At 55.5% G+C, this 24,283-nt stretch carries 18 protein-coding genes; 12 read left to right on the top strand and 6 right to left on the bottom strand.

The window, feature by feature from the left end; translation table 11 throughout:
- Nucleotides 1-32 precede the first annotated feature (32 nt).
- On the top strand, nt 33-1,067 hold the full coding sequence (gene proB, locus ACAW74_RS14635) for a glutamate 5-kinase (protein ID WP_370698949.1): 1,035 nt from the start codon (nt 33-35) through the stop codon (nt 1,065-1,067).
- Between the two features lie 109 nt (nt 1,068-1,176).
- Here the strand turns inward: proB and ACAW74_RS14630 are convergent, their stop codons facing one another.
- The 3 genes from ACAW74_RS14630 to ACAW74_RS14620 form a co-directional block, all read right to left on the bottom strand.
- On the bottom strand, nt 1,177-3,294 hold the full coding sequence (locus tag ACAW74_RS14630) for a peptidylprolyl isomerase (protein ID WP_370698948.1): 2,118 nt from the start codon (nt 3,292-3,294) through the stop codon (nt 1,177-1,179).
- A gap of 134 nt (nt 3,295-3,428) precedes the next feature.
- The gene (locus ACAW74_RS14625; RefSeq protein WP_370698947.1) at nt 3,429-4,226 is read right to left on the bottom strand and encodes a hypothetical protein; all 798 of its coding nucleotides are present in this window, start codon (nt 4,224-4,226) and stop codon (nt 3,429-3,431) included.
- A gap of 237 nt (nt 4,227-4,463) precedes the next feature.
- Complete coding sequence (locus ACAW74_RS14620) at nt 4,464-5,198, bottom strand: DUF3291 domain-containing protein (protein WP_370698946.1); 735 nt, start codon at nt 5,196-5,198, stop codon at nt 4,464-4,466.
- Nucleotides 5,199-5,339: 141 nt separating this feature from the next.
- On the opposite strand from ACAW74_RS14620, the gene ACAW74_RS14615 reads away from it, so the two are divergent.
- Complete coding sequence (locus ACAW74_RS14615) at nt 5,340-7,691, top strand: glycosyl hydrolase family 95 catalytic domain-containing protein (protein ID WP_370698945.1); 2,352 nt, start codon at nt 5,340-5,342, stop codon at nt 7,689-7,691.
- A gap of 138 nt (nt 7,692-7,829) precedes the next feature.
- Here the strand turns inward: ACAW74_RS14615 and ACAW74_RS14610 are convergent, their stop codons facing one another.
- Together ACAW74_RS14610 and ACAW74_RS14605 are read right to left on the bottom strand one after the other, a co-directional pair.
- Complete coding sequence (locus ACAW74_RS14610; protein WP_370698944.1) at nt 7,830-8,378, bottom strand: sll1863 family stress response protein; 549 nt, start codon at nt 8,376-8,378, stop codon at nt 7,830-7,832.
- Between the two features lie 143 nt (nt 8,379-8,521).
- Nucleotides 8,522-9,151, bottom strand: a complete 630-nt coding sequence (locus tag ACAW74_RS14605; RefSeq protein ID WP_370698943.1) for a thioredoxin family protein — start codon at nt 9,149-9,151, stop codon at nt 8,522-8,524.
- A gap of 219 nt (nt 9,152-9,370) precedes the next feature.
- Between ACAW74_RS14605 and ACAW74_RS14600 the strand changes: the two genes are divergently transcribed.
- From ACAW74_RS14600 to ACAW74_RS14575, 6 genes are all read left to right on the top strand, one after another.
- On the top strand, nt 9,371-9,988 hold the full coding sequence (locus tag ACAW74_RS14600) for a TetR/AcrR family transcriptional regulator (RefSeq protein WP_370698942.1): 618 nt from the start codon (nt 9,371-9,373) through the stop codon (nt 9,986-9,988).
- A gap of 96 nt (nt 9,989-10,084) precedes the next feature.
- Complete coding sequence (locus ACAW74_RS14595; protein ID WP_370698941.1) at nt 10,085-11,473, top strand: TolC family protein; 1,389 nt, start codon at nt 10,085-10,087, stop codon at nt 11,471-11,473.
- A complete protein-coding gene (locus tag ACAW74_RS14590; RefSeq protein WP_370698940.1) occupies nt 11,473-11,898 on the top strand; it encodes a DUF3995 domain-containing protein in 426 nt (141 codons plus the stop codon). Before ACAW74_RS14595 ends, ACAW74_RS14590 begins: the two co-directional genes overlap by 1 nt.
- Before the next feature lie 14 nt (nt 11,899-11,912).
- Nucleotides 11,913-13,004, top strand: coding sequence for an efflux RND transporter periplasmic adaptor subunit (locus tag ACAW74_RS14585; protein WP_370698939.1), 1,092 nt, complete (start codon nt 11,913-11,915; stop codon nt 13,002-13,004).
- Nucleotides 13,005-13,084: 80 nt separating this feature from the next.
- Nucleotides 13,085-13,537, top strand: coding sequence for a four helix bundle protein (locus ACAW74_RS14580; RefSeq protein ID WP_370698938.1), 453 nt, complete (start codon nt 13,085-13,087; stop codon nt 13,535-13,537).
- Between the two features lie 58 nt (nt 13,538-13,595).
- Nucleotides 13,596-16,673 (top strand): efflux RND transporter permease subunit, encoded by a 3,078-nt coding sequence (locus ACAW74_RS14575; protein WP_370698937.1) that lies wholly within the window; start codon nt 13,596-13,598, stop codon nt 16,671-16,673.
- A gap of 95 nt (nt 16,674-16,768) precedes the next feature.
- On the opposite strand, the gene ACAW74_RS14570 is transcribed toward ACAW74_RS14575, so the two are convergent.
- Nucleotides 16,769-17,410: a 3-keto-disaccharide hydrolase gene (locus ACAW74_RS14570; protein ID WP_370698936.1), complete on the bottom strand. Its 642-nt coding sequence runs from the start codon at nt 17,408-17,410 to the stop codon at nt 16,769-16,771.
- Between the two features lie 190 nt (nt 17,411-17,600).
- Here ACAW74_RS14570 and ACAW74_RS14565 point away from each other — a divergent pair, with 190 nt between their 5' ends.
- From ACAW74_RS14565 to ACAW74_RS14550, 4 genes are all read left to right on the top strand, one after another.
- Nucleotides 17,601-19,007 (top strand): Gfo/Idh/MocA family protein, encoded by a 1,407-nt coding sequence (locus ACAW74_RS14565; protein ID WP_370698935.1) that lies wholly within the window; start codon nt 17,601-17,603, stop codon nt 19,005-19,007.
- A 71-nt stretch (nt 19,008-19,078) separates the two neighbouring features.
- Nucleotides 19,079-20,242 (top strand): Gfo/Idh/MocA family protein, encoded by a 1,164-nt coding sequence (locus ACAW74_RS14560; RefSeq protein ID WP_370698934.1) that lies wholly within the window; start codon nt 19,079-19,081, stop codon nt 20,240-20,242.
- 32 nt (nt 20,243-20,274) lie between these two features.
- A complete protein-coding gene (locus ACAW74_RS14555; RefSeq protein ID WP_370698933.1) occupies nt 20,275-21,096 on the top strand; it encodes a ThuA domain-containing protein in 822 nt (273 codons plus the stop codon).
- Nucleotides 21,097-21,171: 75 nt separating this feature from the next.
- Nucleotides 21,172-24,264 (top strand): SusC/RagA family TonB-linked outer membrane protein, encoded by a 3,093-nt coding sequence (locus ACAW74_RS14550; RefSeq protein WP_370698932.1) that lies wholly within the window; start codon nt 21,172-21,174, stop codon nt 24,262-24,264.
- The last annotated feature ends 19 nt before the right edge of the window (nt 24,265-24,283 follow it).

The raw sequence follows: 24,283 nt of genomic DNA, 5'->3' as shown, positions 1-24,283 counted from the left end.
ACTTTGGACCTTGAACGTTAAACCAATTTCAAATGCCCCGCCCTGTACTTGTTCTTAAATTCGGTACTGCTTCCATCACCAAATCGACCGGCGAACTGAACGAACCGGTACTGGTTGATATAGCCCGGCAGGTGGCGGCCCTGCGGGATCAATACAATGTCGTACTGGTGTCATCGGGGGCAGTGGGGGCAGGCAAAAGTGCCCTGCGCGACTATCGCGGCGAGATTAGCCAACGGAAGGCCGCCGCAGCCGTTGGCAACCTGCTGCTGCTCAACGTCTATAGCCGTTTTTTTGCCGTCTACGGCGTCACGATTGCGCAGAGCCTCTGCGAACGACATCACTTCGCCAATCGGGATCAGTTTCTTCAGTTGAAAGACACCTACGAGGCGCTGTGGGATAGCGGCATCATTCCGATTGTGAACGAGAACGATGTGGTGAGCAGCCGGGAACTTAAATTCTCAGACAACGACGAGCTGGCAACACTGCTGGCTGTCGGCTTTGGCGCCGAAGTGCTCATGCTCTGCACTTCCGTTGGTGGCCTGCTCGACGCTACGAATCAGTTAATCCGGCACGTACCCAGCCTCGACGAATCGGTTTTTGGCGTAGTACGTACCGACAAGTCATCGCTGGGTCTGGGCGGTATGGCCTCTAAGCTCACTTTTGCCAAGCTAGCAGCCCGGATGGGCATCCGGGTGGTCATCTTCGGGCTAGCCGAACCCAACAGCATTGCAGGGGCGCTACGAGGCGACGTAGGTACCCAAATCGATCCACAGCCCACTACCTTATCGGCACGCAACCGATGGCTCGCGAGCGGAAGCCTGGCGGTGGGGCAGGTACGTGTCGACGCCGGTGCAGTGGCAGCGTTACAGCGGCGCAGTAGCTTACTGGCCGTAGGTATCCGCGAGATACTGGGCGATTTTTCGGCGGGTGAGGTAATCGAGCTCATCGACGAAGCAGGTACAGCCGTAGCCGTAGCGCAGGCTCGATTGTCGGCTGCTGCATTGGCAAATCTACCCTCGCGCCAGAATGTAGAGGTCGCCCACGCCAACGACATTGTGTTGCTGTAACGACTACTCATCACTACAAAGCAAACGATCCGCTCAGGTACGTACGTACCTGAGCGGATCATCACCACAAACCTATAAGATTTTGAAAGCCCTTTAGGTTTGAGAATTCTTAATACAACTTCGCCCGATTATCAACGATGTTAGCAGCCTGCTTGATGGCCTCGTTGACATACACCGGGGTACGTTGCGCCTGATTCTGCTGGAGCAGCGTCTTATACATGGCGTAGTCGGCTACGTTCGGTGCCGGAGCGATCCGAGTAGACTCAACGATCAGGACACCGCTTTCACCCGCAAAAGGCTTCGAGCGCTTGCCCGCTTTCAGGCCAAACACGCGACCCAACGCAATGGGATCTACACCCGCTGAGCGCAGGAAGCCCGTCGACAGGTTAATGTCTTCGGCCGTTTCCACTACAGCACCAGCACCGTATTTCTGAGCCATAGCTTCCAGCGTACCGGCCGATGCATTGCCCAACTTCGCCAGAATCTGCTCGGCTTTCTTCTGATTGCGCACTTTGGCGGTCAGTTCGGCGCGGTAATCGTTGATGGTTACTTTGTCTTTGTCAGTCTCGCCCGTCAGCAAAGCCACTACGTATTGATCGCCAACCTGGAAAGGTTCCGACACGCTGTTCATGTCCGTTTTCTTGTCGAATGCCCAACGGACAATCTGACGAGCGTCGGTCAGGGCGTTGATGCTCGACGCGGTTTCGGGAATCCGTTCGGCGTTGGCTACGACAAGCGCTTTATCTTTCTTGGCGTTTTCCAGAAAATCGTCCTTCGACTTGCTGCTGGCCGCAAACTGGCTAGCCCGCTGATAGGCTTCGTTGGTGGTCGCCTCGCTCGGGGTGATCGTTTTGCCGATGCCTGCAACACGGTACAGGATGTTCGTTTTCGGCTCGGTTATTTTAATGATGTGGTAGCCAAAGTCGGTTTCAACTACACGGGGAATCAGGCCGGTTCCGGCAAAGCCAAACACGGCGTTTTCAAACGGTTTCACCATGCCACCGTTGTTTTTGAAATACCCCAGATCACCACCTTGCTGGGCTGACCCATCTTCGCTGTTGCTTTGGGCCAGTGCTTCAAAGCTGGCACCACCCTGAATCTGCTTCAGAATGCCTTCAGCCCGGCGCTTGGCCTGTGCTTTCGCCGAATCGGTTTTGGCCGTTGCCCGGATCAGGATATGGCTGGCCCGAACGGTAAAGCTGGTGTCTTTCTTCGTGCCGCCGTATTTATAGATAAAATACGTGTTGCCTTCGCGGAAAGGACCATATACGCCACCCGGTGAAAACGTCGGCACGGCAGCGCGCAGCTGCGTAGGCATTTCGCCAATTGTCTGGTACAGCGCAACAGGTATGTCGGAGTTCTGACGGGCGTAGGTCGAGTCGTTTTTAGCACCACCCAGTCCACGCGCCAGCGTTTTAATCTCGTTGTAGAGCGATGCGCTGTCCTCCTTCGAGGGGTTCACCGCAAATGTTACGTACTGAATCGAGCGCGTGTTGGCACCAGGATACTCGTCCTTGTGCTTGCTGAGGTAATCTTCCAGTTCCGAGTCAGTCACTTTCACCGTCGTGTCGTTGACCGAGTAGTAAGGCACGAACAGGAACTTGGCGTCTGCTTTGGTATTCTGCGCCGTGTATTCTTTCTGCGCCTCAGCCGCCGTAACGTAGTTGGTCATCTGGAGCAGGTTGTTGTACTTCTCCCGCACCCGGTTGATGCTCAACTGCTGCTCGAAGCTGGCCCACTGCGCTTTTTGCGCTGGCGGTACGCTGTTCAGACCTTTGAGGTACTGAATGATCTGGTTCTTATCGAACTGACCTGTCTGCGGGTTGGTAAACGCCTGCCGCACTTCGGGGCTGATATTCTCACCCTGTACCATGTCGACGAGTTCATCGGGCGACACCGTCAGACCGAGCTTGTCAAATTCTTTCTGGTAGGCGGTTTCGAAGATGAGTTGGTTCCAGGCCTGCTCACGAACCTGCGCCATTTCCTGCTCGCCAGGTGCGCGGCCCGTTTGTTGTTCATACTGAGCCCGAATCTGGTCGACTTTCGCCTGAAAATCCTGGTTATCGATGGTTTTGCCATCAATTTCGCCGACTTCCTGATCGTTTTGGCCGAAAAGCGTACTCCGCCCCCCCAACAAATCGCTCCCCACAATAAACAGAATCAAACTAACGGCGATGACGCCGACTGCCAATCCGGAGCGTTCACGGATTTTGTTAATTAATGACATCTCGGTTTATACACGAATTTAGCCCGCAAAATAACAATCTTTCCCGTTGGGATACAAGAATGAAGCCAAAGGTTAATGCATAATCTGTCCTGAAAACCGATCGTTGTTTCGCCGGTCACGAGCCAAGACCAATGTTACTCTGCTCCTCTGACGACCTCTACGATTTCCGACGAACATTGCGCTTCAGGCCAGGCATGTAGGATTTTCCCCTCCTGCAACGATATAGCAGGTCGGCCAAATGCCCGAATTTGAGACCTGACCCCGATATCGCCTTTATCTATACTACCAATGTAGATTCGGCCCAGCCATTTGCCATCCGCTTCTACCCGGATTGGGGGCTGTACCCAATATTCTGCACGACCAATTGCCCGAACGACCACCCACACGGTGTCAACGTTGGTTACTCTGCCTTCGGCTAATGGCTGTCGCGGTACAATCTGATCATGGTACGGACGGTGAATAATTAGCCCGCTGCCGGTCGCGGTCGGCCGAGTGATTTGGTAGGTGATCAACGCAGCCACAACCGTGAAGCCCGCAAGCGACCACACCCGGTTTCGGCTCAATGTCGGACTGGGTTTATGAGTTTCCTCTTCCGCGTCTTCGGAAACGACCTTCGATTTTCCTTCCGCGTAAGATCGACAGGTATTCAGAATCTTCTTCCCAGGGATAAAGTCAGGGTTCGTGAACAGCAGCGCCAGCGTATTGGTACTAGGCACATGAAGTGCGTTGTTTACACGGTCGATCTTTCGGATGTCGTAAAACTCTATCTCGAACGATTCTTTAAGCGGTTGGTAGTTGGCCCGGTTACTGTTGTAATCAAAATCGGGAAAGCGATCTCTATCCAGTAAATGGTAGGTTCTGTACTTGGCTTTTATCCCTTCACGCAGGGCGCTCATCTCAGTTACAGTCACTGAATCTCCGGAATTACTCATACCAATCAAAAAGGGAAGTAAACGGAAAAATAACAGTAAAAGTAAACGTACCTGTAAGCTTAGGTCAATATACTTTCGCGATATAGTTGACTTACTAAAGAATACTATAAGTATCCACCCTGTTCAACCGTCCCTTTTAGCTGAAGTATGGGTTGCCAGTGATCAGACGAGACGTTACGGTCAGTGGCAACCCAGCCAGGGAGGCCGACTCTATCTACAGGGGCTGCAGGCGTACGGCTAACCGTTTCGATTAGCGATGACGCTGCCCAAGCTCCCCTCTGCCCTAACGACCCAAAACCGGGCAAAAAGCTCCTCGGTATACCAGTTGCGCTGGCGGGTTTTCTTTACAATCTCTTTATGACCGCTCTGCCGATACGCAAACTGATCGACAGTGGCGGCATCGCGCCACACGCTGAGTGTGCATTGCTGTACCAGTGGCACTTCGCCCGAGCCAATGGCCAGCAGGAGTTTATCGCCCTGCTCGGTCAGGCGTTGCCGGGCAGCAGGTACGTTCCGCCAGAAGTCGAACAGCTTGCTGGTGCGGATGGTAGCGCGGGTAAGTACGGCTACCGGGAGCGCGGAGCTTGGGGTCTGTGTTGGGGCACCCGTGGCCTCGAAGGGGTTCATGCCGTCCCATTGGCCGTGCGATTTGAAGGGTTCCAGAAACAACGTACCTGCCCCGTGCGTGGGTGCGTCCGGCGTAGGTACGTTTACCTCATCAGGCTCATTGGGCAGAAACGGACGCCAGGTGTCCGATGCGAAAAAGCGCAGGGCGTCGGCCTCGCTCGCCCACGTACCCAGAAAAACATACTGCGAAAAGTCGGGCCAGAGACCGAAGTTTTTGCCCGTACCCATCATTTTCTGGAATTGCAGCCCCGGCGCGTCGAACGGTTTCATCATCCAGCGGCCAATGTTCGCAAAAGCCCGATACCGGTCGCCCGGGGCAAATTTCAGTACGGTAAGGGTAACCATGTAGTTTGATCGACAACCGGCGATGTACGATTTAGCCCGCAAACTACACGTATCCGCGCAGCCAGAACCGTATGCCGTACTTCGTAAATCGGAATTCTGCCCCGCTTGTTTCAACGGGGCTGCCAATGCTACTTTTGACGAATGCATTCGACCAACACCGCCATGCGCTTTTTGCTCCGTTTCTGTTATGTTCTTCTTGTACTTAGCCATACCACCCCGCTGCTGGCTCAGTTGCCACCCCGCACGCTGACCTGGCAGTTTCCACTGCCCCGGCCCCATACAGGTGTGCTGCTGGGTAATGGAACGCAGGGCATTATGGTCTGGGGCGGTGGCAATGTGCTGCACCTGACCATCAGCCGTACGGGTTTCTGGGACCACCGGGGCGGGGTCGAGTTTACGACCAAGACAACGTTTTCTGACCTGAAAGCAAAATTGCAGGCTGGCGATGAAGCCGGTATTCAGGCCGCTTTTGCCGTGCCCAGATCGGGCCAGCCATCGCTGGGGCGTCCGCAGCAACTAAGCGGCGGGCGGCTCGACGTAACGATGCCCAAGGGCTGGCTCCTCCTCTATGGCAACCTGTTCACCGACCGGGGGCTGTTGCAGGTGGTGGTCCGCGATCCGGAGCAACTGAGCCACGTCATCAATATCCGGCAGGCAGCCAGTCTGGAGATTACCGACATCGACATTCCGAAGGGCCTGCGTGGTAAACTGGCCTTCAAACTGATTCCGCACTACACGTTTGTGGCTGATCAACTGCGAGCGGCGAGCATTGAAGAGCCGACCTGGGTGGTCAAGGAGAATGACGGCAAAGGCGCGTTCATTCAGCCCCTGCCCGAAGACGATCCGTTGCTGGTAGGCTATGATCGGGTCAACGAGCAGCACGTTTATATCCAGACCAGCAACCTGTACTACAACCGGAAAACGCGCCGGTTCGATTACCCGGCTATGCAGGCTCTGCTCGACCGGGCGCCCTCGGCCATCGCTACCGCCGATACGTTCTGGGCCAGTTACTACCGCGTTGTACCGCGCATTGCCCTCCCCGACCCGCTTTTGCAGGAAATTATCGACTACGGGTTGTATAAGCAGGCCATCGCGACGTCGCCCAACGGGCTGGCCTGCACGCTACAGGGGCCATTTATGGAAGAGCAGCAGTTGGTGCCGTGGAGCAACGATTACCATTTCAACATCAACGTGCAGATGATTTACACGCCCGCCCTGGCTACCAACCGGCTGGCCAACTTCCGGCCGCTGTGGCAGATGATCGGCGGGTGGATGCCGCAGTTGAAGAAGAATGGCGAGGCGTTTTTTGGCCGACCGGGTGCGCTCATGCTGCCTCACGCCGTGGACGATCGCTGCCACGTGGTAGGTACGTTCTGGACCGGCACCATCGACCACGCCTGCACGGCCTGGATGGCGATGATGGCCTGGCAAAATTACCGTTATGGGCTCGATCAATACGATGCGCCGAAACTGCTCAACGAAACCGTCTGGCCCATGCTGAATGGGGCCTTCGAAGGCTACTTTGCCATGCTGGAAGAGGTGAGCGACGGGCAAGGCGGCAAACGGTATAGCCTGCCGGTATCGGTGAGCCCGGAATACCGCGGAGCCTCGATGAACGCTTGGGGCCGTGATGCCAGCTTCCAGTTGGCAGCGCTGCACCGAATCTGCCGCATTCTGCCACAAGCGGCGGCGGCGCTGGGCAAGCCCGTTGACCCGCGTTGGGCCGACGTCGATAAACGCCTGCCAGCCTACACGGTGATCAACGGCAAGTTTATAGAAGAGCGGAATCTCAGCAATGAGCGTATTGCCCTTTGGGAAGGCATGGACCTGATTGAAAGCCATCGCCACCATTCGCACCTGGGCGGGGTGTATCCGTTTGCCACCATCGACCTCAACGATCCGGCTCAACGCAAGCTGGTCGACAATAGCCTACAGGCGTGGCGTTTCAGGGGCGCCGGTGGCTGGGCCGGCTGGTCGATTCCATGGGCGTCCATTCTGCTAAGCCGCACGGGACAGACCGATGCCGCTATCAAATGGCTTCATTACTGGAAAGAAAACTACGTAAACGAAGGCCGGGGTACGTTGCACAACGCCAACACCAACGGCACCAGTCTGCTGGGCGCACCTGACTGGGAAAAGGAGCCGAAAAACAAAGAAGTGATGCAACTCGATGCAGGCTTTGGCGCACTCAGCGCCGTGCTGGAGCTGCTGGTACAAAACCGCGACGACGCCATTTATGTGCTGCCCAACCGACCACGTACTTGGCAGAACCTGAACTTCGATGACATTCGTACCGAAGGTGCTTTTCTGGTCGGAGCCACCGTGAAAGAAGGCGCCGTTACAGAGGTACGGGTGAAAAGTCTGGCGGGCGGCAAGCTCACGTTGGTGCATCCGTTTGGAGCGAATTACAAGCTCAACGGGCAGGCGCAAACTGGTGAAAAAATAATTCGTGACTGCAAAGTCGGCGAGGTCCTGTTATTCAGCCCACTGTAGCGGTAATTCTACAAACCTGTAGAGTCCGCTACTAGAATGGGGCGTAACCGACAGTGCACCATAGTGAAAAGGGAGCTCAGTTTGGCTGACATGTCGGCCAAACTGGGCTCCCTCTTTTATACGATTCGGTCAACCAGACTAGTCGTCTTTGCCGTCAGGATCGACCTTATCTTCGGCTTTATCGAAGGCGTTACCGATTGACCGGCCCGCCGATTTAAAGCCAGCTTTGATGTCTTTCCACGCAGCTGAAGTAGCATTCTGGGCCTTGTCGATGTCGTTGCCCAGCTCTTTACGCTCTTCTTCCAGCTTCGCCAACTGTTCCTTCGACTCTGCCTTTGCTTTGGCACCCTGCCGCTTGATATCGGCCTGCATTTCGTCGATACGGGCGTCCAGTTTATCGCGTTGGCGCTTCATATCGGCCACAGCTTCATCGCGTTCACGTTTAAAATCGGCAGCAGCCTCATCACCAGCGGCTTCAATCTTATCGCCTGCTTCGGCAGCTTCCTGGCGTGCTTCAGCCGTAGCATCTTTAGCATCTGCCTTCATAGCGTCGCCGGTTTGCTCCATGGCATCTTCGGTGCGTGATTCGTTTTTCCCGTCTGAGCCACAGGCTTGCAACAGGGTCATCGACGTTGCCAGCAGGCCAACACCAAGCAGGTAAGCGAATGAACGTGGTTTTGTAATCATGATCGTGTGTAAAGAATTGGTTTGTTAGCAAAGCGCTTGGCAAAGCCTGTGCCAGATCAGCAGACCGGGGGTGACTGATCCGCAAACACCGCCTCTTCGATAGCGCAGCGTTTGCGAATCAATCACCCCCGGATTTAACACACTTACTTGATGGCGCAACCAACGGCCTTGGTCAGCGGAGTCACCACCGGCCGGCCGGCCAACAGGCTGGTTACGGCTTCGTCGACATACTGCCGTTGCACCCCAGCCGGATCCTGCGGGCTGTCATCGATGCTACCGATGTATTCTACCGTGAAGCGGGCCGTGGCATCGGCACCACCGTTCCGTTTCAACACGTAGACCTGCGGCGTGCGGGTAGCGCCAAAAGATCGGGCTACCGCTTGCGTGGCATCCTGCAAATAGGGAAATGTATAACTCTTCTCACGGGCACGTACCTGCATCCGGTCAAAGGTGTCTTCTTCATAGATCGTGGCGTTGTTCGACAACACAGCGATAACCGGGTAGCCCTGCGGATTGAACTTACGATCAAGCGCCAGCATCCGATCTTCGTAGGCTTTTGAGAATGGGCAGTGATTGCTCGTAAAAATGACGATCAGCCCTCGTTGTGCCTGATAATCTGAAAGGCTAATGGTGCGGCTGTCCACATTTTTAAGCGAAAACGGGGCCACCACATCACCAAGCGTGTAACCGGCATTGGGGCGTTGGGCCACAGCCGTCGGGAACGTACCCAGCAGGGCGATTCCCATCAAAGCGACCAGCAGAAACGATTTCATTTGTTTGGTATTCACAATGCTTGGACAACGAAGTACGGCAAAAGATTAATCCAACGTCGGGGCCTGATACGGATTAGCTCGTTCTGAACGTTACGAGCGCTCCCCGGATACGGAACAACTACCGTTCCCAGTTTGTATGAGCCGTTCACGAAAAAATCAGGCTCACAATTTTGATTCACTGAACAGTGTTCATTATGTTTGACTCGTTAATTAATAACTATGGGTATCGTAGAACGCAAAGAGCGGGAGAAAGAAGAAATGCGGCGGCGGATCATCGACGCGGCACAGCATCTGTATGTGCAGAATGGCTACGAAAAACTCAGCCTCCGGGCTATTGCCGACGAGATTGAGTACAGCCCGGCTACGATTTACCTGTATTTCAAAGATAAGAGTGAGGTAATCTATGCTGTTCATCAGCAGGCATTTGCCAAGCTGATGACCGAATTCCGGTCGATACTGGTCATTACCGATCCATTTGAAAAGCTGATCGCGATGGGGAAACAATATACCCGCTTCGCGATCGAGAACCCGGAATTGTTCGACGTGATGTTCATCATAACGGCTCCGATGGAGACCCTCGAATGCCGGGAAGAGATTTGGTCGGAAGGGCGCATTGCGTTCAACATGCTGGTGCAGGTGGTGCAGGAATGCATCAGCGCGGGCGTTTTTCAACCGCAGGACCCCGAAGTGGCGGCTATGATGATTTGGAGCACGATTCACGGTTACACAGCCCTTTTCGTTCGAAAACGACTCAATATGTTCAGCGATGAACGCCGGGCCGAACTGATGGAGCAAGCCTTCACGCTTTTCTGTAATACCCTCCGAAAAGGCCTATAGACTAAGTACAACAGCCTGTGATGGGCCTTCGCAGCATCGCAGCGACACTTGACTATACCCACTTACTAAACACTGTTCATAAACTATGCATTGATCATGAATAAACTGATTCACCTGTTGCTCACCCTCCTGTACTGTCAGTCTATGGGATGGGCACAACCGGCACCGCCGGGTACTTCGTCGCTCCTCGACGGGTACGTTCAGGAAGGCCTGCGCACTAACCTGACGCTGAAACAGGAAGGCTACGAAGTCAGGCGCGTGGCCGAATCGCTCGCACAGGCCAAGGCGCTGTTTTACCCACGTGTGGCGTTCAACCCCACCTATTCGCTGGCGGCGGGCGGGCGTCGGCTTCAATTTCCGGTGGGTGATCTGCTCAATCCGGTCTACGGTACATTGAACAAGCTGACGGGACAAGATCGATTCCCGACCAACATTGCCAACGTCAACGAGCAGCTGGCGCCTAACAATTTCCACGACACCAAGGTCACCGTGCAGTACGCGCTGTACAACACCGACCTGCAATACAATTATCTGATTCAGAAAAGTTTACTCTCGGCTCAGCAGGCCCGTCAGCGAGTGGTCGAAAACGAAATTCGTTACAGTATTCAGACGGCCTACTACCAATACCTGCAAACGCTCGATGCCCGGCGGATTTTCGACAACGCCCGCAACACGCTGCGCGAACTGGTGCGCCTGAACGAGAAGCTGGTGAGCAACAACGTGGCGACCAAAGAGGTGGTTACGCAAGCCCGCTACGAGCTTAGCAAGATCGATCAGCAGCTGGCGACGGCCGATAAGAACCACGCCACCGCCCGCGCCTATTTCAATTTCCTGCTCAATCGCGAATTGAACGCCCCTATCGCCATCGATTCGACACTGGCCCAGACTACCCCACTGGCCGAAGATGCGCTGCCTAATCTACAACAGACAGCCGTGCAGAGTCGGCAGGAACTGGCGCAGTTGGGGCAGTCGTTGAAAGCCGCTCAATTGGCCGTTAAGCTTAACGAAGCCAACGCCATGATCCCGAATCTGTATGTAGGTGGTAACGCTGGCTTTCAGGGCTTTGGCTACACCTTCAGCAATCAGGGTTATGCCCTGTTACAGCTTGGGCTACAGTGGGATCTGTTCAAGGGCTATGAGAAACGGTCGAAGATTCAGCAGGCTAAAATTCAGGCCGAATCGGTACAGAATCGGATCAACGACGTTGAACGACAGATTCAGCTACAGGTGTTGCAGGCCTATTACGACCTCGACGCTGCCAACCAGAGCCTGACCGCCACGCAGGCTGGCCTCACCAACGCCGAGCAGACCTTTCGGATTGTCGACAGCAAATACCGCAACGGACAGGCGCTACTCATCGAACTTTTGCGGGTCCAGAACGACCGCCTGACGGCCCAACTCCAACAGTCGTTGGCCCGCGAAGATGTACTCGCCAAACGCGCCGCCCTCGACCGGGTTACGGCCATACCTCAACCAACACCCTGATGATGATTCCTGCACTCATAAACACTGTTCTATTGCTGCTTATCAGCGTTATCCACGTGTACTGGGCGTTCGGTGGTCGATGGGGCCTGGCAGCAGCCCTGCCCGAACGCCCCGACAAAGCCGGTCAGAAGGCCTTCCTGCCTGGTCGTGGACTGACCTTGTTTGTGGCGGCGGGACTAGCCGCGATGGCGGTCTTGCATCTGTACCGACTTGGCTGGTTGCCAGGTACGTTGCCCGACTGGCTCACTCAATATGGTTTGCTTGGCGTGGGGGGTATTTTCTTCCTGCGCGTCATTGGCGATTTCAGGTACGTTGGCTTCTTCAAAACCACCACCGAAACCGCATTCGCCCGCAGAGACACAGCCTTTTACATCCCGCTGTGCCTTGTGCTCAGTATCTGCGCGTTCTGGACAGCAGTTCTCTAACAACCATCATACACATGAAACCGACTTATTTACTCATTCCGCTGGTTGCACTCGCCACCTTATGGGGCTGCCACAGTAAAACGGAACAGGCCACCCAGGAAGCAGCCGCCGACTCGGTAACCGACGCCACGATCATTCCCGTCCGGCTGGCGACGGTCGAGCAGGTTGAACGGGCCGAACCGGTTGTGGCTTCCGGGTTGGTGTCGTCGTCGGAAGAAGCCCGGCTCTCGTTCAAGATTGGGGGCATCATCAATAAACTCTACGTCGACGAAGGGCAGTCGGTGCGCAAAGGGCAACTGCTCGCCACGCTCAACCTGACCGAAATCGACGCGCAGGTGTCGCAGGCCCAACTCGGGCAGGAAAAAGCCGAGCGCGATCTGGCGCGGGTCAAAAAACTGTATGCCGATACCGCCGCTACGCTTGAACAGCTCCAGAACGCCACCACGGGCAGCAACGTGGCGCGACAGAATCTGACGATTGCTCAGTTTAACCGGGGGTATGCCCAGATTCGGGCGTCGGTAGATGGCACCGTTACGCGCAAGTTGGTCAACGAAGGCGAGTTTATTGCCGCTGGCGCAGGCGTGTACTTGCTGTCGGGCAACCGCCGCAACGACTGGGTAGTACGTGTAGGCGTGGCTGACAAAGATTGGGCTCGGCTCAAACTCGGCGACCGGGCCACCGTAGCCCTCGACGCCTACCCCGACCGGTCATTTTCGGGCACGATCACCGAACTAGGGCAGGCCGCCGACCCGATGAACAAGCTGTACGAAGTCGAGATTCGGCTAAACCCAGCCGGTGCCAAACTAGCGCCGGGTCTCTTCGCCAAAGCCACCCTTACCCCCGCACAACGACGTACCTACGCGATGGTGCCGATCGAAGCAATTGTAGAAGGAAATGGCAAAGACGGGTACGTGTATGTGCTGGAAAACGGACAGGCGGCAACAGGCCCACAACGGGTACGTAAGCAGCCCATTCAGATCGGCTACATCAGCGGTACCAAGGTGCTACTCACAGGCGGCTTGCAGTCAGTAAACCAGGTGGTTACGAGCGGATCGGCCTTTTTAACTGAAGAGTCACGAGTTGCTGTAAAAGGGGAAGGAATGTAAAATGAGTAGTGTAAAATGTATAATACAGCTGTCGTCTGCTGCTCCTTTAGACAAACTGATTATACAGAAAAAGCCGCACTATGCACACCTACACAACGTCTGGATCTACTGATACCTATTGGGTATTTGAACCCGGCACTGAGTATGCCGCCAAACCAAATTTTGTGCTCGATAAATCCTTTGCTTTCGCCATACGGATTGTCAACCTGCATAAGTGGCTTCGTAAACATCATCCTACTATTGGACCACTGGCTACTCAGGTTTTAAAAGCAGGAACGTCAATTGGGGCTAATACCAATGAAGCCGACTGTGCCTTCTCTAAACGCGAGTTTGCTGCCAAGATAGGTATCGCGCTGAAGGAAGCCCGTGAGACAGCCTACTGGTTAAAACTTCTTCATAAAACTGACTACCTCGATGAAGCCATGTTCGCATCACTTTACTCAGACTGCGAAGAATTGATTCGACTGTATGTCTCGATTTTGAAAACGACCCGATCAGCCCTTGGTATTGAAGCCCAAAAGCGTCAGTCGTAGCTAAGCATACAGAGCTAGCACTCATTATACATCATTCATTTTTCATTTTACATCAAAAATGAACCTCGCTCAATTTTCCGTCAAGAACTGGCAGTTTATGCTGGTGCTGTTCATCGCCGTATTTGCCCTCGGGATCAACTCGTTGCTGAATATGCCGCGAGGCGAAGACCCTGAGTTTACGGCCCCGCAATTCGCCGTCATTTTTGTGTATCCCGGCACCGACGCCGAGGATATGGAAGAACTCGTGGCCGACCCCGTGGAGGCCCGGTTCAACGCCCTCGACAACATGGACCACGTTATCACCAGCATCGAAGATGGGCTGGTGGTCGCACGGGTCGAGTACGAATACAGCCAGGATCCTGACGAGAAGTATCAGGAGATGGTGCGCGAAGTCAACGCCCTCCGCGCCGAGTTACCCGCCGATATCTTCCGTATCGAAATCCGTAAGTTTTCGCCCACCGACGTCAGCATCGTGCAGGTGGCCTTGCAGTCGGAAGTAGCAACCGACAAAGAACTGGGCGAGCAGGCCGATCGCCTGCTCGAACAGTTGGAGAAGGTAAAAACGCTGAAAAATGTGGCGAGTTGGGGCTTCCCCAAAACCACGGTACGGGTGTCGCTCAACATCGAGAAGATGGCGCAGGCGGGCATCGCCGTCAACCGGGTGTTGGGTGCGTTACAGGCCGAAAACCTCAATATCCCGGCGGGGAGCCTGCTGGCGGGCACCCGTAAATTCAACGTCAAAACCAGCGGCGATTACCAGTCGCTCGACGACATTCGGAACACCATCGTGTTGACCAACGGGCAGAAGACCATCTACCTCCGCGACATTGCCGACGTAGCGCTCAATTACGAAGAAGCAACGTACCTGACGCGCCTGAACGGCCACCGCGCGGTGCTGGTCACGGCCGCGCAAAAGACGGGGGCCAACATCGAAAAAGTGGGGCAGCAACTCCGGCCTGTGATTAGTGAGTTTGCCAAAACACTGCCGTCGCACATTGTGCTGACCAAGAACTTCGATCAGGCAGCGAGCGTGAGCAAACGGCTGTCGCGCTTCGCCAAGGATTTTGGGATCGCCATTCTGCTCGTTTCCATCACGCTGCTCCCGCTGGGTTTCCGGGCGGCTTCCGTCGTGATGATCTCCATTCCGCTCTCGCTGGCTATTGGGCTGGCGTTGCTCGGTGCGTTTGGCTTCAGCATTAATCAGTTGAGCATCGTTGGGTTCATCGTGGCGCTGGGTATTCTGGTCGACGACAGCATTGTGGTGGTCGAAAACATCGAACGCTACCTGCGCGAGGGCTACAGCAAACGCGAAGCCGCCATTCAGGCTACCAGCCAGATTACCACCGCCGTCATCGGCTGCACCACCACACTGGTGCTGGCGTTCCTGCCGCTCATCTTTTTGCCCGAAGGCTCCGGCGATTTCATCCGGTCGCTGCCAATGGCGGTGGTGACCACCGTGCTGGCGTCGATGGTGGTGTCACTCACGATTGTGCCGTTCCTGAGCAGCCGCTTGTTGAGCCATAACCACAACCCTGAAGGCAACTGGTTTCTGCGGGGGCTGAAGCGGGTAATCGGCGCGTCGTATAGCAAACTGCTGGTATGGGGCCTACGCCATCCGGTACTGACGCTGCTGACAGCCGTTGCCTTGTTCGTTGGGTCGCTCTCGTTATTCAAACTGGTTGGGTTTGCGCTCTTTCCGGCTTCGGAGAAACCACAATTTTTGGTCAATATCGAAACAGGGGATGGCAGTAATCTGTCGGAAACCAACACGGTCACGCGCTTTGTGGAAAGCGTACTAAAGCGCGAACCGACAATTCAGTATTTCACCAGCAACGTGGGCAGGGGTAACCCGCGCATCTATTATAACATTGTGCAGCGGAGCGAGTCGCCCAATTTTGCGCAGGTGCTGGTACAATTGCAACCCGACACACGCCCCGATCAGAAACGGGTGATTATCGACCGCCTGCGCGAGCGCCTGGCCAGCTATCCTAACGCCAAAATCGAGGTGAAAGACTTTGAGCAGGGACCCGCGCAGGAGGCGCCGGTGGCGGTCCGGGTCTTCGGTGAAAACCTGGACTCGCTACGTACCCAGGCCGCGCGGGTCGAGGCCGTTTTCCGCCAGACACCGGGTTTGCTCTACATAAACAACCCGCTGGCGACGCGACGCACCGACCTGCGCGTAAAAATCAACAAAGAGAAGGCGGGCTTGCTGGGTCTGTCTATCGCCGACGTGAACCGCACCATCCGGCTGGCGGTGGCCGGGCTCAACGTAGGTACGTTCAAAGATCCCGAAACATCCGATGATTACACGATCAACGTAACCTTGCCCAAAGGCGCTTCAACCGACCAAAGCGCGCTGAACAACCTGTATATCAATACGCTGGCAGGTGGCGCCGTACCGCTACGGCAAATTGCCGATTTGCAGTTCGAATCGGGTACCAACCAGATTTTGCATTATGATAAAGACCGCTACGTAACCATCACGGGTTTTGTCAAAACAGGTTATCTGGTCGACAACGTCTTTACCGACGTACTGACCAAACTGGGCAAAATGACCTTCCCGAAAGGCTTCACCTACAAAGCCGCCGGGGAGCTGGAAAGCCGCGAAAAGTCGTTCGGTGGGCTGGGCACCATCATCCTGATCACGGCATTTGGCTTCCTGGCCGTGCTGATTCTGGAATTTGGGACCTTTAAAAGCTCGCTGATTGTGCTGTCGGTGATTCCGTTGGGTATTATAGGGGCCATTGTGGCGCTGCTGCTCACGGGCAACCCTTTCTCCTTTGTCGCCGTAATCGGCCTGATCGCGCTAATCGGTATCGAAGTCAAAAACTCCATTCTGCTGGTCGATTTCACCAATCAGTTGCGCGAGCAGGGCATTCCGCTCGACGAGGCCATTCAGGAAGCGGGCGAGGTTCGGTTTGTGCCAATCGTGCTGACGTCGCTAACAGCCATTGGAGGCCTGATTCCGCTGGCCATTGAGAATAACCCGCTCTACAGCCCCCTGGCCTGGGTACTCATCGGCGGACTGGTGTCCAGTACGTTACTCTCGCGGGTGGTGACACCGGTACTGTACAAACTACTCCCGCCACGCGTCGAGGTGAAACCGGTAGCCGAACCCGAGGCAGCATTAGTATAGGTGAACGCGAAGACCGCAAAGATTTAACGCAAAGGGCGCGAAGAGTTAATTCCTTCGCGCCCTTTGCGTTAAACCTTTGCGGTCTTCGCGTTGGATTACAGCTGCCGGATCATCACGTCTTTATACATCACTTTGCTTTTGGGGTCGTGGCCCTGCAAGGCGACGGTGCCGTGACTCAGGCGGTGTTGGGCATCGCCCCCTTTCCGGTCCAGGTTATCGGGTTCGGTATATTCGTTGATCACCTTGCCGTTGATGCGTACCGTGACCTTTTTGCCCTGCACAGTAATCTGTTCGGTATACCATTCATCGTCTTTCACGAATACCTCTTTCACATCCTGAAACGAGTAAACGCTACCCGTTTTGCGCCAGTCGGAGTGGGTTTGGTTTACCTGGATTTCGTAGCCCTGCGCCGGCCAGCCGGTATCCTGGTAAGCAGTGTGGATAAACATGCCCGAATTGGAGCCGGGCGCCGTTTTTACCGTGGCTTTCCATTCAAAGTTGGTAAAATCGTGGTTGCCGACCGGCCCGTCATAGAAGAGGTGCGCCCGTGGGCCAAATACTACGATAGCCCCATCCTGCACGCTGAACGTGGCCGGGTTTTCGGCTACTTTCCAGCCAGTCAGGGTTTTGCCGTCGAAGAGGCGTTGCCAGCCTTTTTCATCGGTCGATGCGGTTTGTTTAGACCCAGCGCAGGCTGCCAGCAAGGCTACCGATACTAGCAGAATCAGGTGTTTCATACGTCGTTTGTTTTGCTGGTAAAGGCAACTCGCCCCCCCGATTACCCCCACCAGCTTGAGTAGTTATGCAATTGGGTGAAATAGAGCGAACCGTTGACGAAGCCCCAAATTAAAAAAAGTCAAAATTTTCAGTAAATTATCTTGTGTTTGTGCTCTATTGCTGACTAACCTTTCTTTCTAGCGCACTCGTATGCCAAATCAGTCACAGGTATCAAGGCGGCTTTTTCTCCAAAAAGCCGCACAAACGGCCGCTTCGGGTACGTTATTAATGGGGTTTCCCACCATCGTTCCCGCTTCTGTTTTTGGTAAAAATGCTCCAAGTAACCGCATCAACATAGGGGCTATCGGCACGGGGCGCATTTCGCGGGGCCACGATATGCCCGGCGTCTGGAAGTACGACACGGCTCGTATCGTTGCCGTTTGTGATGTAGATAGCCGCCGGGTGCAGGATGCCAAGAAGCTGATCAACGAGTATTATAGCAAGAAGGAAGGTAAGCCCTACGACGGGGTACGTACCTACGGCGACTACCGCGAGCTGCTGCAAAACAAAGATATCGACGCTGTGCTCATCAGCACACCCGACCACTGGCACGCCCCCATCGGGATGGCAGCCGTGCAGGCGGGGAAAGATGTGTATATGCAGAAGCCCGCTTCGCTGACGATCTCGGAAGGGCGTGCGCTGAGCAATGCTGTGCAGGCAACCAATCGAATCTATCAGGTCGGTAGCCAACAGCGGTCGTGGGCCCAGTTCAGGATTGCCGCTGAATTGGTGCGTAACGGGCGGATTGGTCAGTTGAAAACCGTTTATGTGGGACTACCAGGCGACCCCTCGGGCAATGACGAACCGGCGATGCCGGTGCCCGCCACGTTGAACTACGATATGTGGCTCGGGACTACGCCGGAGGTCTATTACACCGAAAAACGGGTGCACCCACAAGCCGACTACGACCGCCCCGGCTGGCTCCGTTGCGAGCAGTTTGGTGCCGGCATGATTACCGGCTGGGGATCGCACCACATCGACTCGGCCCACTGGGCTATGGACACCGAACGGACGGGCCCCGTTGAAATCTGGGGGACAGCCCAATTCCCCACGAGCGGCCTGTGGGATGTGCACGGCATTTTCCGTACCGAAGCTAATTATGCCAACGGGGTACACATGGTCGTCAGCAACGAATTGCCCAACGGCATTCGGTTTGAAGGCACCGAGGGTTGGATTTTCGTTACGCGGGGCAACTATACCGCCACCGCCAGTGACCCCGTCGCCAAGGAGGGAAACACAAAAGCACTAGACGCCAGTGATCCCCGCCTCCTGACGTCGAAACTGGGGCCTAACGAGGTGCATCTGCCCGTCAGCGACGATCAGCATGGCAACTGGCTGGAAAGCATTCGGAGTCGGCAGCAGCCCATTGCACCGATCGAAGTTGGGCACCGGTCTTGTTCGGCCTGTCTGCTTCATCATGCCACCATGAAGCTGAAACGTAAGCTGTATTGGGATCCGGCCCGTGAGCAGTTTAAAAACGACCCCGAAGCCAACGCCCTGCTATCGCGCCCCCAACGGGCAGCCTACGCTGTCCCCACGCTGGCCAAAGCCAAGTAATCTGCCGATTCAGCGCCGAATTGGTTTTGCCGATTGAGCTTACCTCTTTTTCCTATACAACCTAGACCTATATGCCCTCCTCGAATGCTAACCGTCGCCGGTTTCTGCGCGAATCGCTCGCTGCTACAGCGGGGTTGACCGCGTTTTCGGCGCTCGACGCTCCTGCTTTTGGCCACCAGTCCGTTCGGCACGAAACGCTTCAGCCTGTGTCTATACCTGTTACGGCGGGGCGCCTCAAATTCGCCGCCGTTGGCCTCAACCACCCGCACATCTATGGCATGACCGAAGCCGTGCTACGCGGTGGTGGTGAGCTGGTCGGTGTCTACGCCAAAGAGCCGGATTTGCTGGCGGCTTACACTAAAAAATACCCGCAGGCTAAAGTCGCCAAATCAGAAGACGAGCTGGTTGGCAACTCGCAGATTCAGCTGATTCTCAGCGCAGCCATTCCCGACGAGCGCGCGCCGCTGGGTATCCGGGTGATGAAGGCCGGGCAAGATTACCTGGCCGACAAACCGGGCATTACCTCGCTCGAACAACTGGCCGAAGTGCGTCGCGTTCAGAAAGAAACCAAGCGCATTTACTCGATCAGCTACAGCGAGCATTTCGACGTGCGCGCCACGGTGCGGGCGGGCGAATTGGTGAAGGCCGGCGCTATTGGTAAAGTCATTCAGACGATTGGGCTGGGGCCGCACCGCATCGGCCTGAACCCACGGCCTGACTGGTTTTTCGACAAAAAACGGTTCGGGGGTATCCTGTGCGACATTGGCGCGCATCAGTGCGAGCAGTTCCTGTTTTTCACCGGCTCGACCGAAGCGGGCGTCGTAGCCTCGCAGGTACGTAACGTCAACCACCCGCAGTACCCTAATTTTCAGGATTTTGGTGATATGATGCTGCGCGGAAATGGCGGTACCGGGTACGTTCGGCTCGACTGGTTTACGCCCAACGGGCTAAGCACCTGGGGCGATGGTCGCCTGACGATTCTGGGCACCGATGGCTATATCGAACTGCGGAAGTATGTCGATGTGGCGGGGCGGCCCAATGGCGAGCACCTGTTTCTGGTCGATCAGAAAGAGACGCGCTACGTCGACTGTAGTCAGGGAGATTTACCCTTCGGGCGGCAGCTGATCGACGACGTGCTGAACCGGACCGAAACTGCCATGACGCAGGCCCACTGTTTCCTGGCAACGGAACTGGCCTTAAAGGCGCAGAAGCAGGCATCCGACGTGAAAGTGTAACGCCATCGTGCCGACCTCCCCTATTCCATCGCATGCTTCGTTTTACCCTCTTTGTAACCCTGTGCCTACTTACCCGTTTGGGCCATGCCGATAATGGCGTAAACTGGAAGAAGGTACGTGTGCTGGTATTCACCAAAAACGGTAAAGGCTACGTACACGACAACATCCCGACGGCGGTAGCCCGTTTTCAGCAGTTAGGCCGCGAACACGGCTTCGCAGTCGAGGTGTCTGATCAGCCAACGGTGTTTACGGAACAAAATCTGCGGCGGTTCACGCTGTTGATCTTCCCCAGCACCAATAACGACGTCTTCGATACCGACGAGCAGCGGCTCGCTTTCCGGCGCTATATCGAGGCCGGGGGTGGCTTTGTTGGCGTTCATTCGGTAATCGGGACCGAGCGCAACTGGGCGTGGTTCAAACGAATGCTCGGTGGGTCATTTTTGTGGCACCCCAAGCGGCAACCGTACCGCCTCCAGCTGATCGACGCGCGTCACCCCAGTATGGAGGGCTTACCCAAAACCTGGCAGCGCGAAGACGAGTGCTATTTCATGAAAGAGATGTCGCCGGGGCCAACGACCCTGCTGGCGCATGATCTGACCTCACTCGACACCACCGAGGCCCAGAAAATCAAGAACGCAGCGGGTTCCTACACCGCGCTCTATCCGGCCGCCTGGTTTTACCAGTTCGATGGCGGTTACACCTGGTGCACGGCGCTGGGCCACGCCAAGGAAGATTATAACGAGCCCACGTTTGTGCGGCATTTGTTTCAGGGCATTCGCTACGTGGCCTCGCAGGTACGTGGCCTTGATTACAAACAGGCCTACGCCACCCACCGCGACGACGCCCTTCGCTAAGCAACGCATTACCCGAGAGTACGTACCTGATAATTACCGAGTGCTATTTATTCCAAACCTAATCGCTAATTTCCTATGAAGCACGTTTTTACACAGTTTCCAACACGCCCATACCATCGGCATTTGTTGGTATGGTGTGTCTTACTCTGGCTGGTCAGCAGCCCCTTTAGCCGGGCCTACGCCCAGGAACGCACGGTAACTGGCCGAATCCTGTCGGGCGACGATCAGTCACCGCTACCGGGCGCCAACGTAACCGTAAAAGGTACATCGCGGGGTACGTCGACCGACGCCAACGGAACGTACCGCATCAACGTACCCAACGATCAGGCCACGCTGGTCATTTCGTCGCTCGGTTTTCTCTCGCAGGAAGTGGCCGTAGGGAGCCGTTCAACCGTCGACCTGACGCTGAAATCCGATGAGCGCGCCTTGCAGGAAGTGATCGTGGTGGGGTATGGTACGCAAAAGAAAAGTCAGACAACGGGGGCTATCTCGTCGGTTAGTGCCAAGCAGATTACCGAGATGCCCATCACTAACCTCGGGCAAGCCTTGCAGGGCCGCGTGGCGGGTGTCGACGTAGCGCAGTCGGGGAGCCGGCCGGGTACGGTGCCCACCATTCGGGTACGTGGTCGCCGGTCGTTTAACGCCGGTAACGATCCGCTTTACGTAGTCGACGGGATTCCGCTCTCGGCGGGGTATGAAGATTTCAACCCCAACGACGTAGCCTCAATGGAAATCCTGAAAGACGCCACCGCCACGGCGATTTACGGGGCGCGGGGTGCCAACGGCGTGGTGCTGATTTCGACCAAACGCGGCAACACAAACAACAAAACGACCATCAGCTACGACAACTACGTGGGTGTTACTGACCCACTGGATAAGATCAAGCTGTTCAACGGGGCTGAGTTTACCGAGTTTGTTCGGGAAGCCTATCGCACCACGGGCCAATACACCAACGCAGCCGGACAAGTAGTACCAACGGGCCAATCTGACCCGGTAGCCGATGCGAAGATTTCGGTATTGGGTGGCGACCCTAACGTGGCCGCTGGTATTGCCGCTGGGCGCAGCACCGACTACCAGTCGTTGATCCTGAAGCAGGGCTTCCAGCAGAACCACTCGTTGGGCGTTCAGGGCGGCAACGAAAAAACGCAGTTTTACATCTCGGCCGGTTATTTCCAGGATAAAGGCATTATTCCCGGCCTCGACTACACCCGCTACTCATTGCGCGCCAACGTTGACCACCAAATCAATAAAACGTTCCGGGTGGGCCTGTCGTCGTACCTGATGTATAGCCTGCGGAATGGCGAGAGCCTGAACCCGTACAGCTTTACGCTGCAACAGAACCCGCTGGGTCGCCCCTTCGACGACAACGGCAACATGATCTTCTTCCCCACCAACGACGCCCTGTTGACTAACCCGCTGGCGGAAATTACGCCGGGCGCGCAGATCCAGGAACGGAAGAAGTACCGGATTTACAACAGCCTTTACATCGAGGCCAATATCTTCGACGGGTTGAAATACCGGGTGAACTTCGGTCCCGACTTCACGCTTCAGCGCTACGGCCGGTTCATTGGTGCACAAACCAATGCTCGCAAAGGCGGCGACCCGCAGGGTGAGTTCAACACGTCGTTTGGGTTCAACTATACGCTCGAAAACATCCTGACCTATACCAAGACTTTTGGCAAAGGCCATAACCTGAATGTTACGGCGCTTCAGTCGATTCAGCGCGACAACTTCGAGACCAACAATATCAACGTACAGGGTATTCCGGCCGAGTCGCAGTCGTTCTACAACGCGGGTAACGCCAGCTCGGTATTGGGTGTTGGCAGTAACCTCATTCAGTGGACGATCAACTCGTATATGGGTCGTATCAACTACGACTATAAAGACAAGTACCTGATTACCGCCACGTTGCGCCGGGATGGATCGAGCCGATTCGGCGAGAACACCAAGTATGGTAACTTCCCCGGTATTGCGTTGGGCTGGAATATCAATAACGAAGATTTCATGAAAGGTGCCACCTGGGTCGACCTGCTGAAACTGCGCGTGAGCCGGGGTGCCGTAGGTAACCAGGGTGTAGCCCCTTACCAAACGCAGGGGTTGCTGGGCCGCACGGTCTACGCCTGGGGCAACAACCCGGCTTACGGATACCGCCCCAACACGATTGGTAACGCCGATCTGAAATGGGAGACGTCAACCTCATCGAACATTGGGGTCGATTTCAGCCTGTGGCGCGGCCGCGTGTCGGGGTCGCTGGAAGTTTACCAGACCAATACTACCGACCTGCTGCTGTCGGATCAGCTGCCGACCTCAACGGGCTTCAATGCCGTAACGCGTAACATCGGCGAGACCCGCAACCGGGGCGTTGAGATCAGCATCTCGACCATCAACGTGAACACGCCGGGCGGCTTCAAATGGAGCACCGATCTGCAGTTTACGAAGAACAACGAAGCCATTCTGTCGCTCTATAACGGGGCGGTCGACGACATCGGCAACAAGTGGTTCATTGGCAAGCCCCTCACGGCCTACTACGATTTCAAGAAAATTGGGATCTGGCAGTCGAATGAAGCCGATGCCGCCAAAGCCTACGGTAACTTCCTGCCTGGTCAGGTTAAGCTGGCCGATATCGATGGCGACGGCAAGTTTTCGGTTACCAACGACCGGACGTTCCTGGGCTCTGACATTCCCACCTGGAGTGGCGGTATCACCAACCGGTTCAATTACAAAGGATTCGACCTGTCGTTCTTTGTCTACGCCCGGATTGGCCAGACGATCCTGAGTGGTTTCCACCAGAACAACAACGCACTGGCGGGCCGCTACCAGCAAATCAAAGTCGATTACTGGACGCCCAACAACCCGACCAACGAGTTCCCGCGCCCTAACGCCAACCAGGAGTTCCCGCTGTATAACACGGCGCTGATCTACTTCGACGGTTCATTCGTAAAGGTGCGGAACATCAATTTCGGTTACACTTTCCCGTCGGGTGGTCTGGTACAGCGCTTAGGCCTTCAGTCGCTGCGGTTATACTCGAGCATTCAGCAACCGTTCATCTTCTCGACGTATCGCACGAAGTACAACGGGGTAGACCCCGAATCGACGAACGGTACGGTCGACAATGGCTTCGTGCCGGCTACCCGCGTGGCCACCGTTGGTCTGAACGTTAAATTCTGATTCGCCTCACACGAAGACT

The organism is Fibrella musci, from assembly GCF_041321105.1.
GTDB classification, from domain to species: Bacteria; Bacteroidota; Bacteroidia; order Cytophagales; family Spirosomataceae; genus Fibrella; species Fibrella musci.
This window is presented reverse-complemented; position numbering and strand designations above follow the sequence as displayed.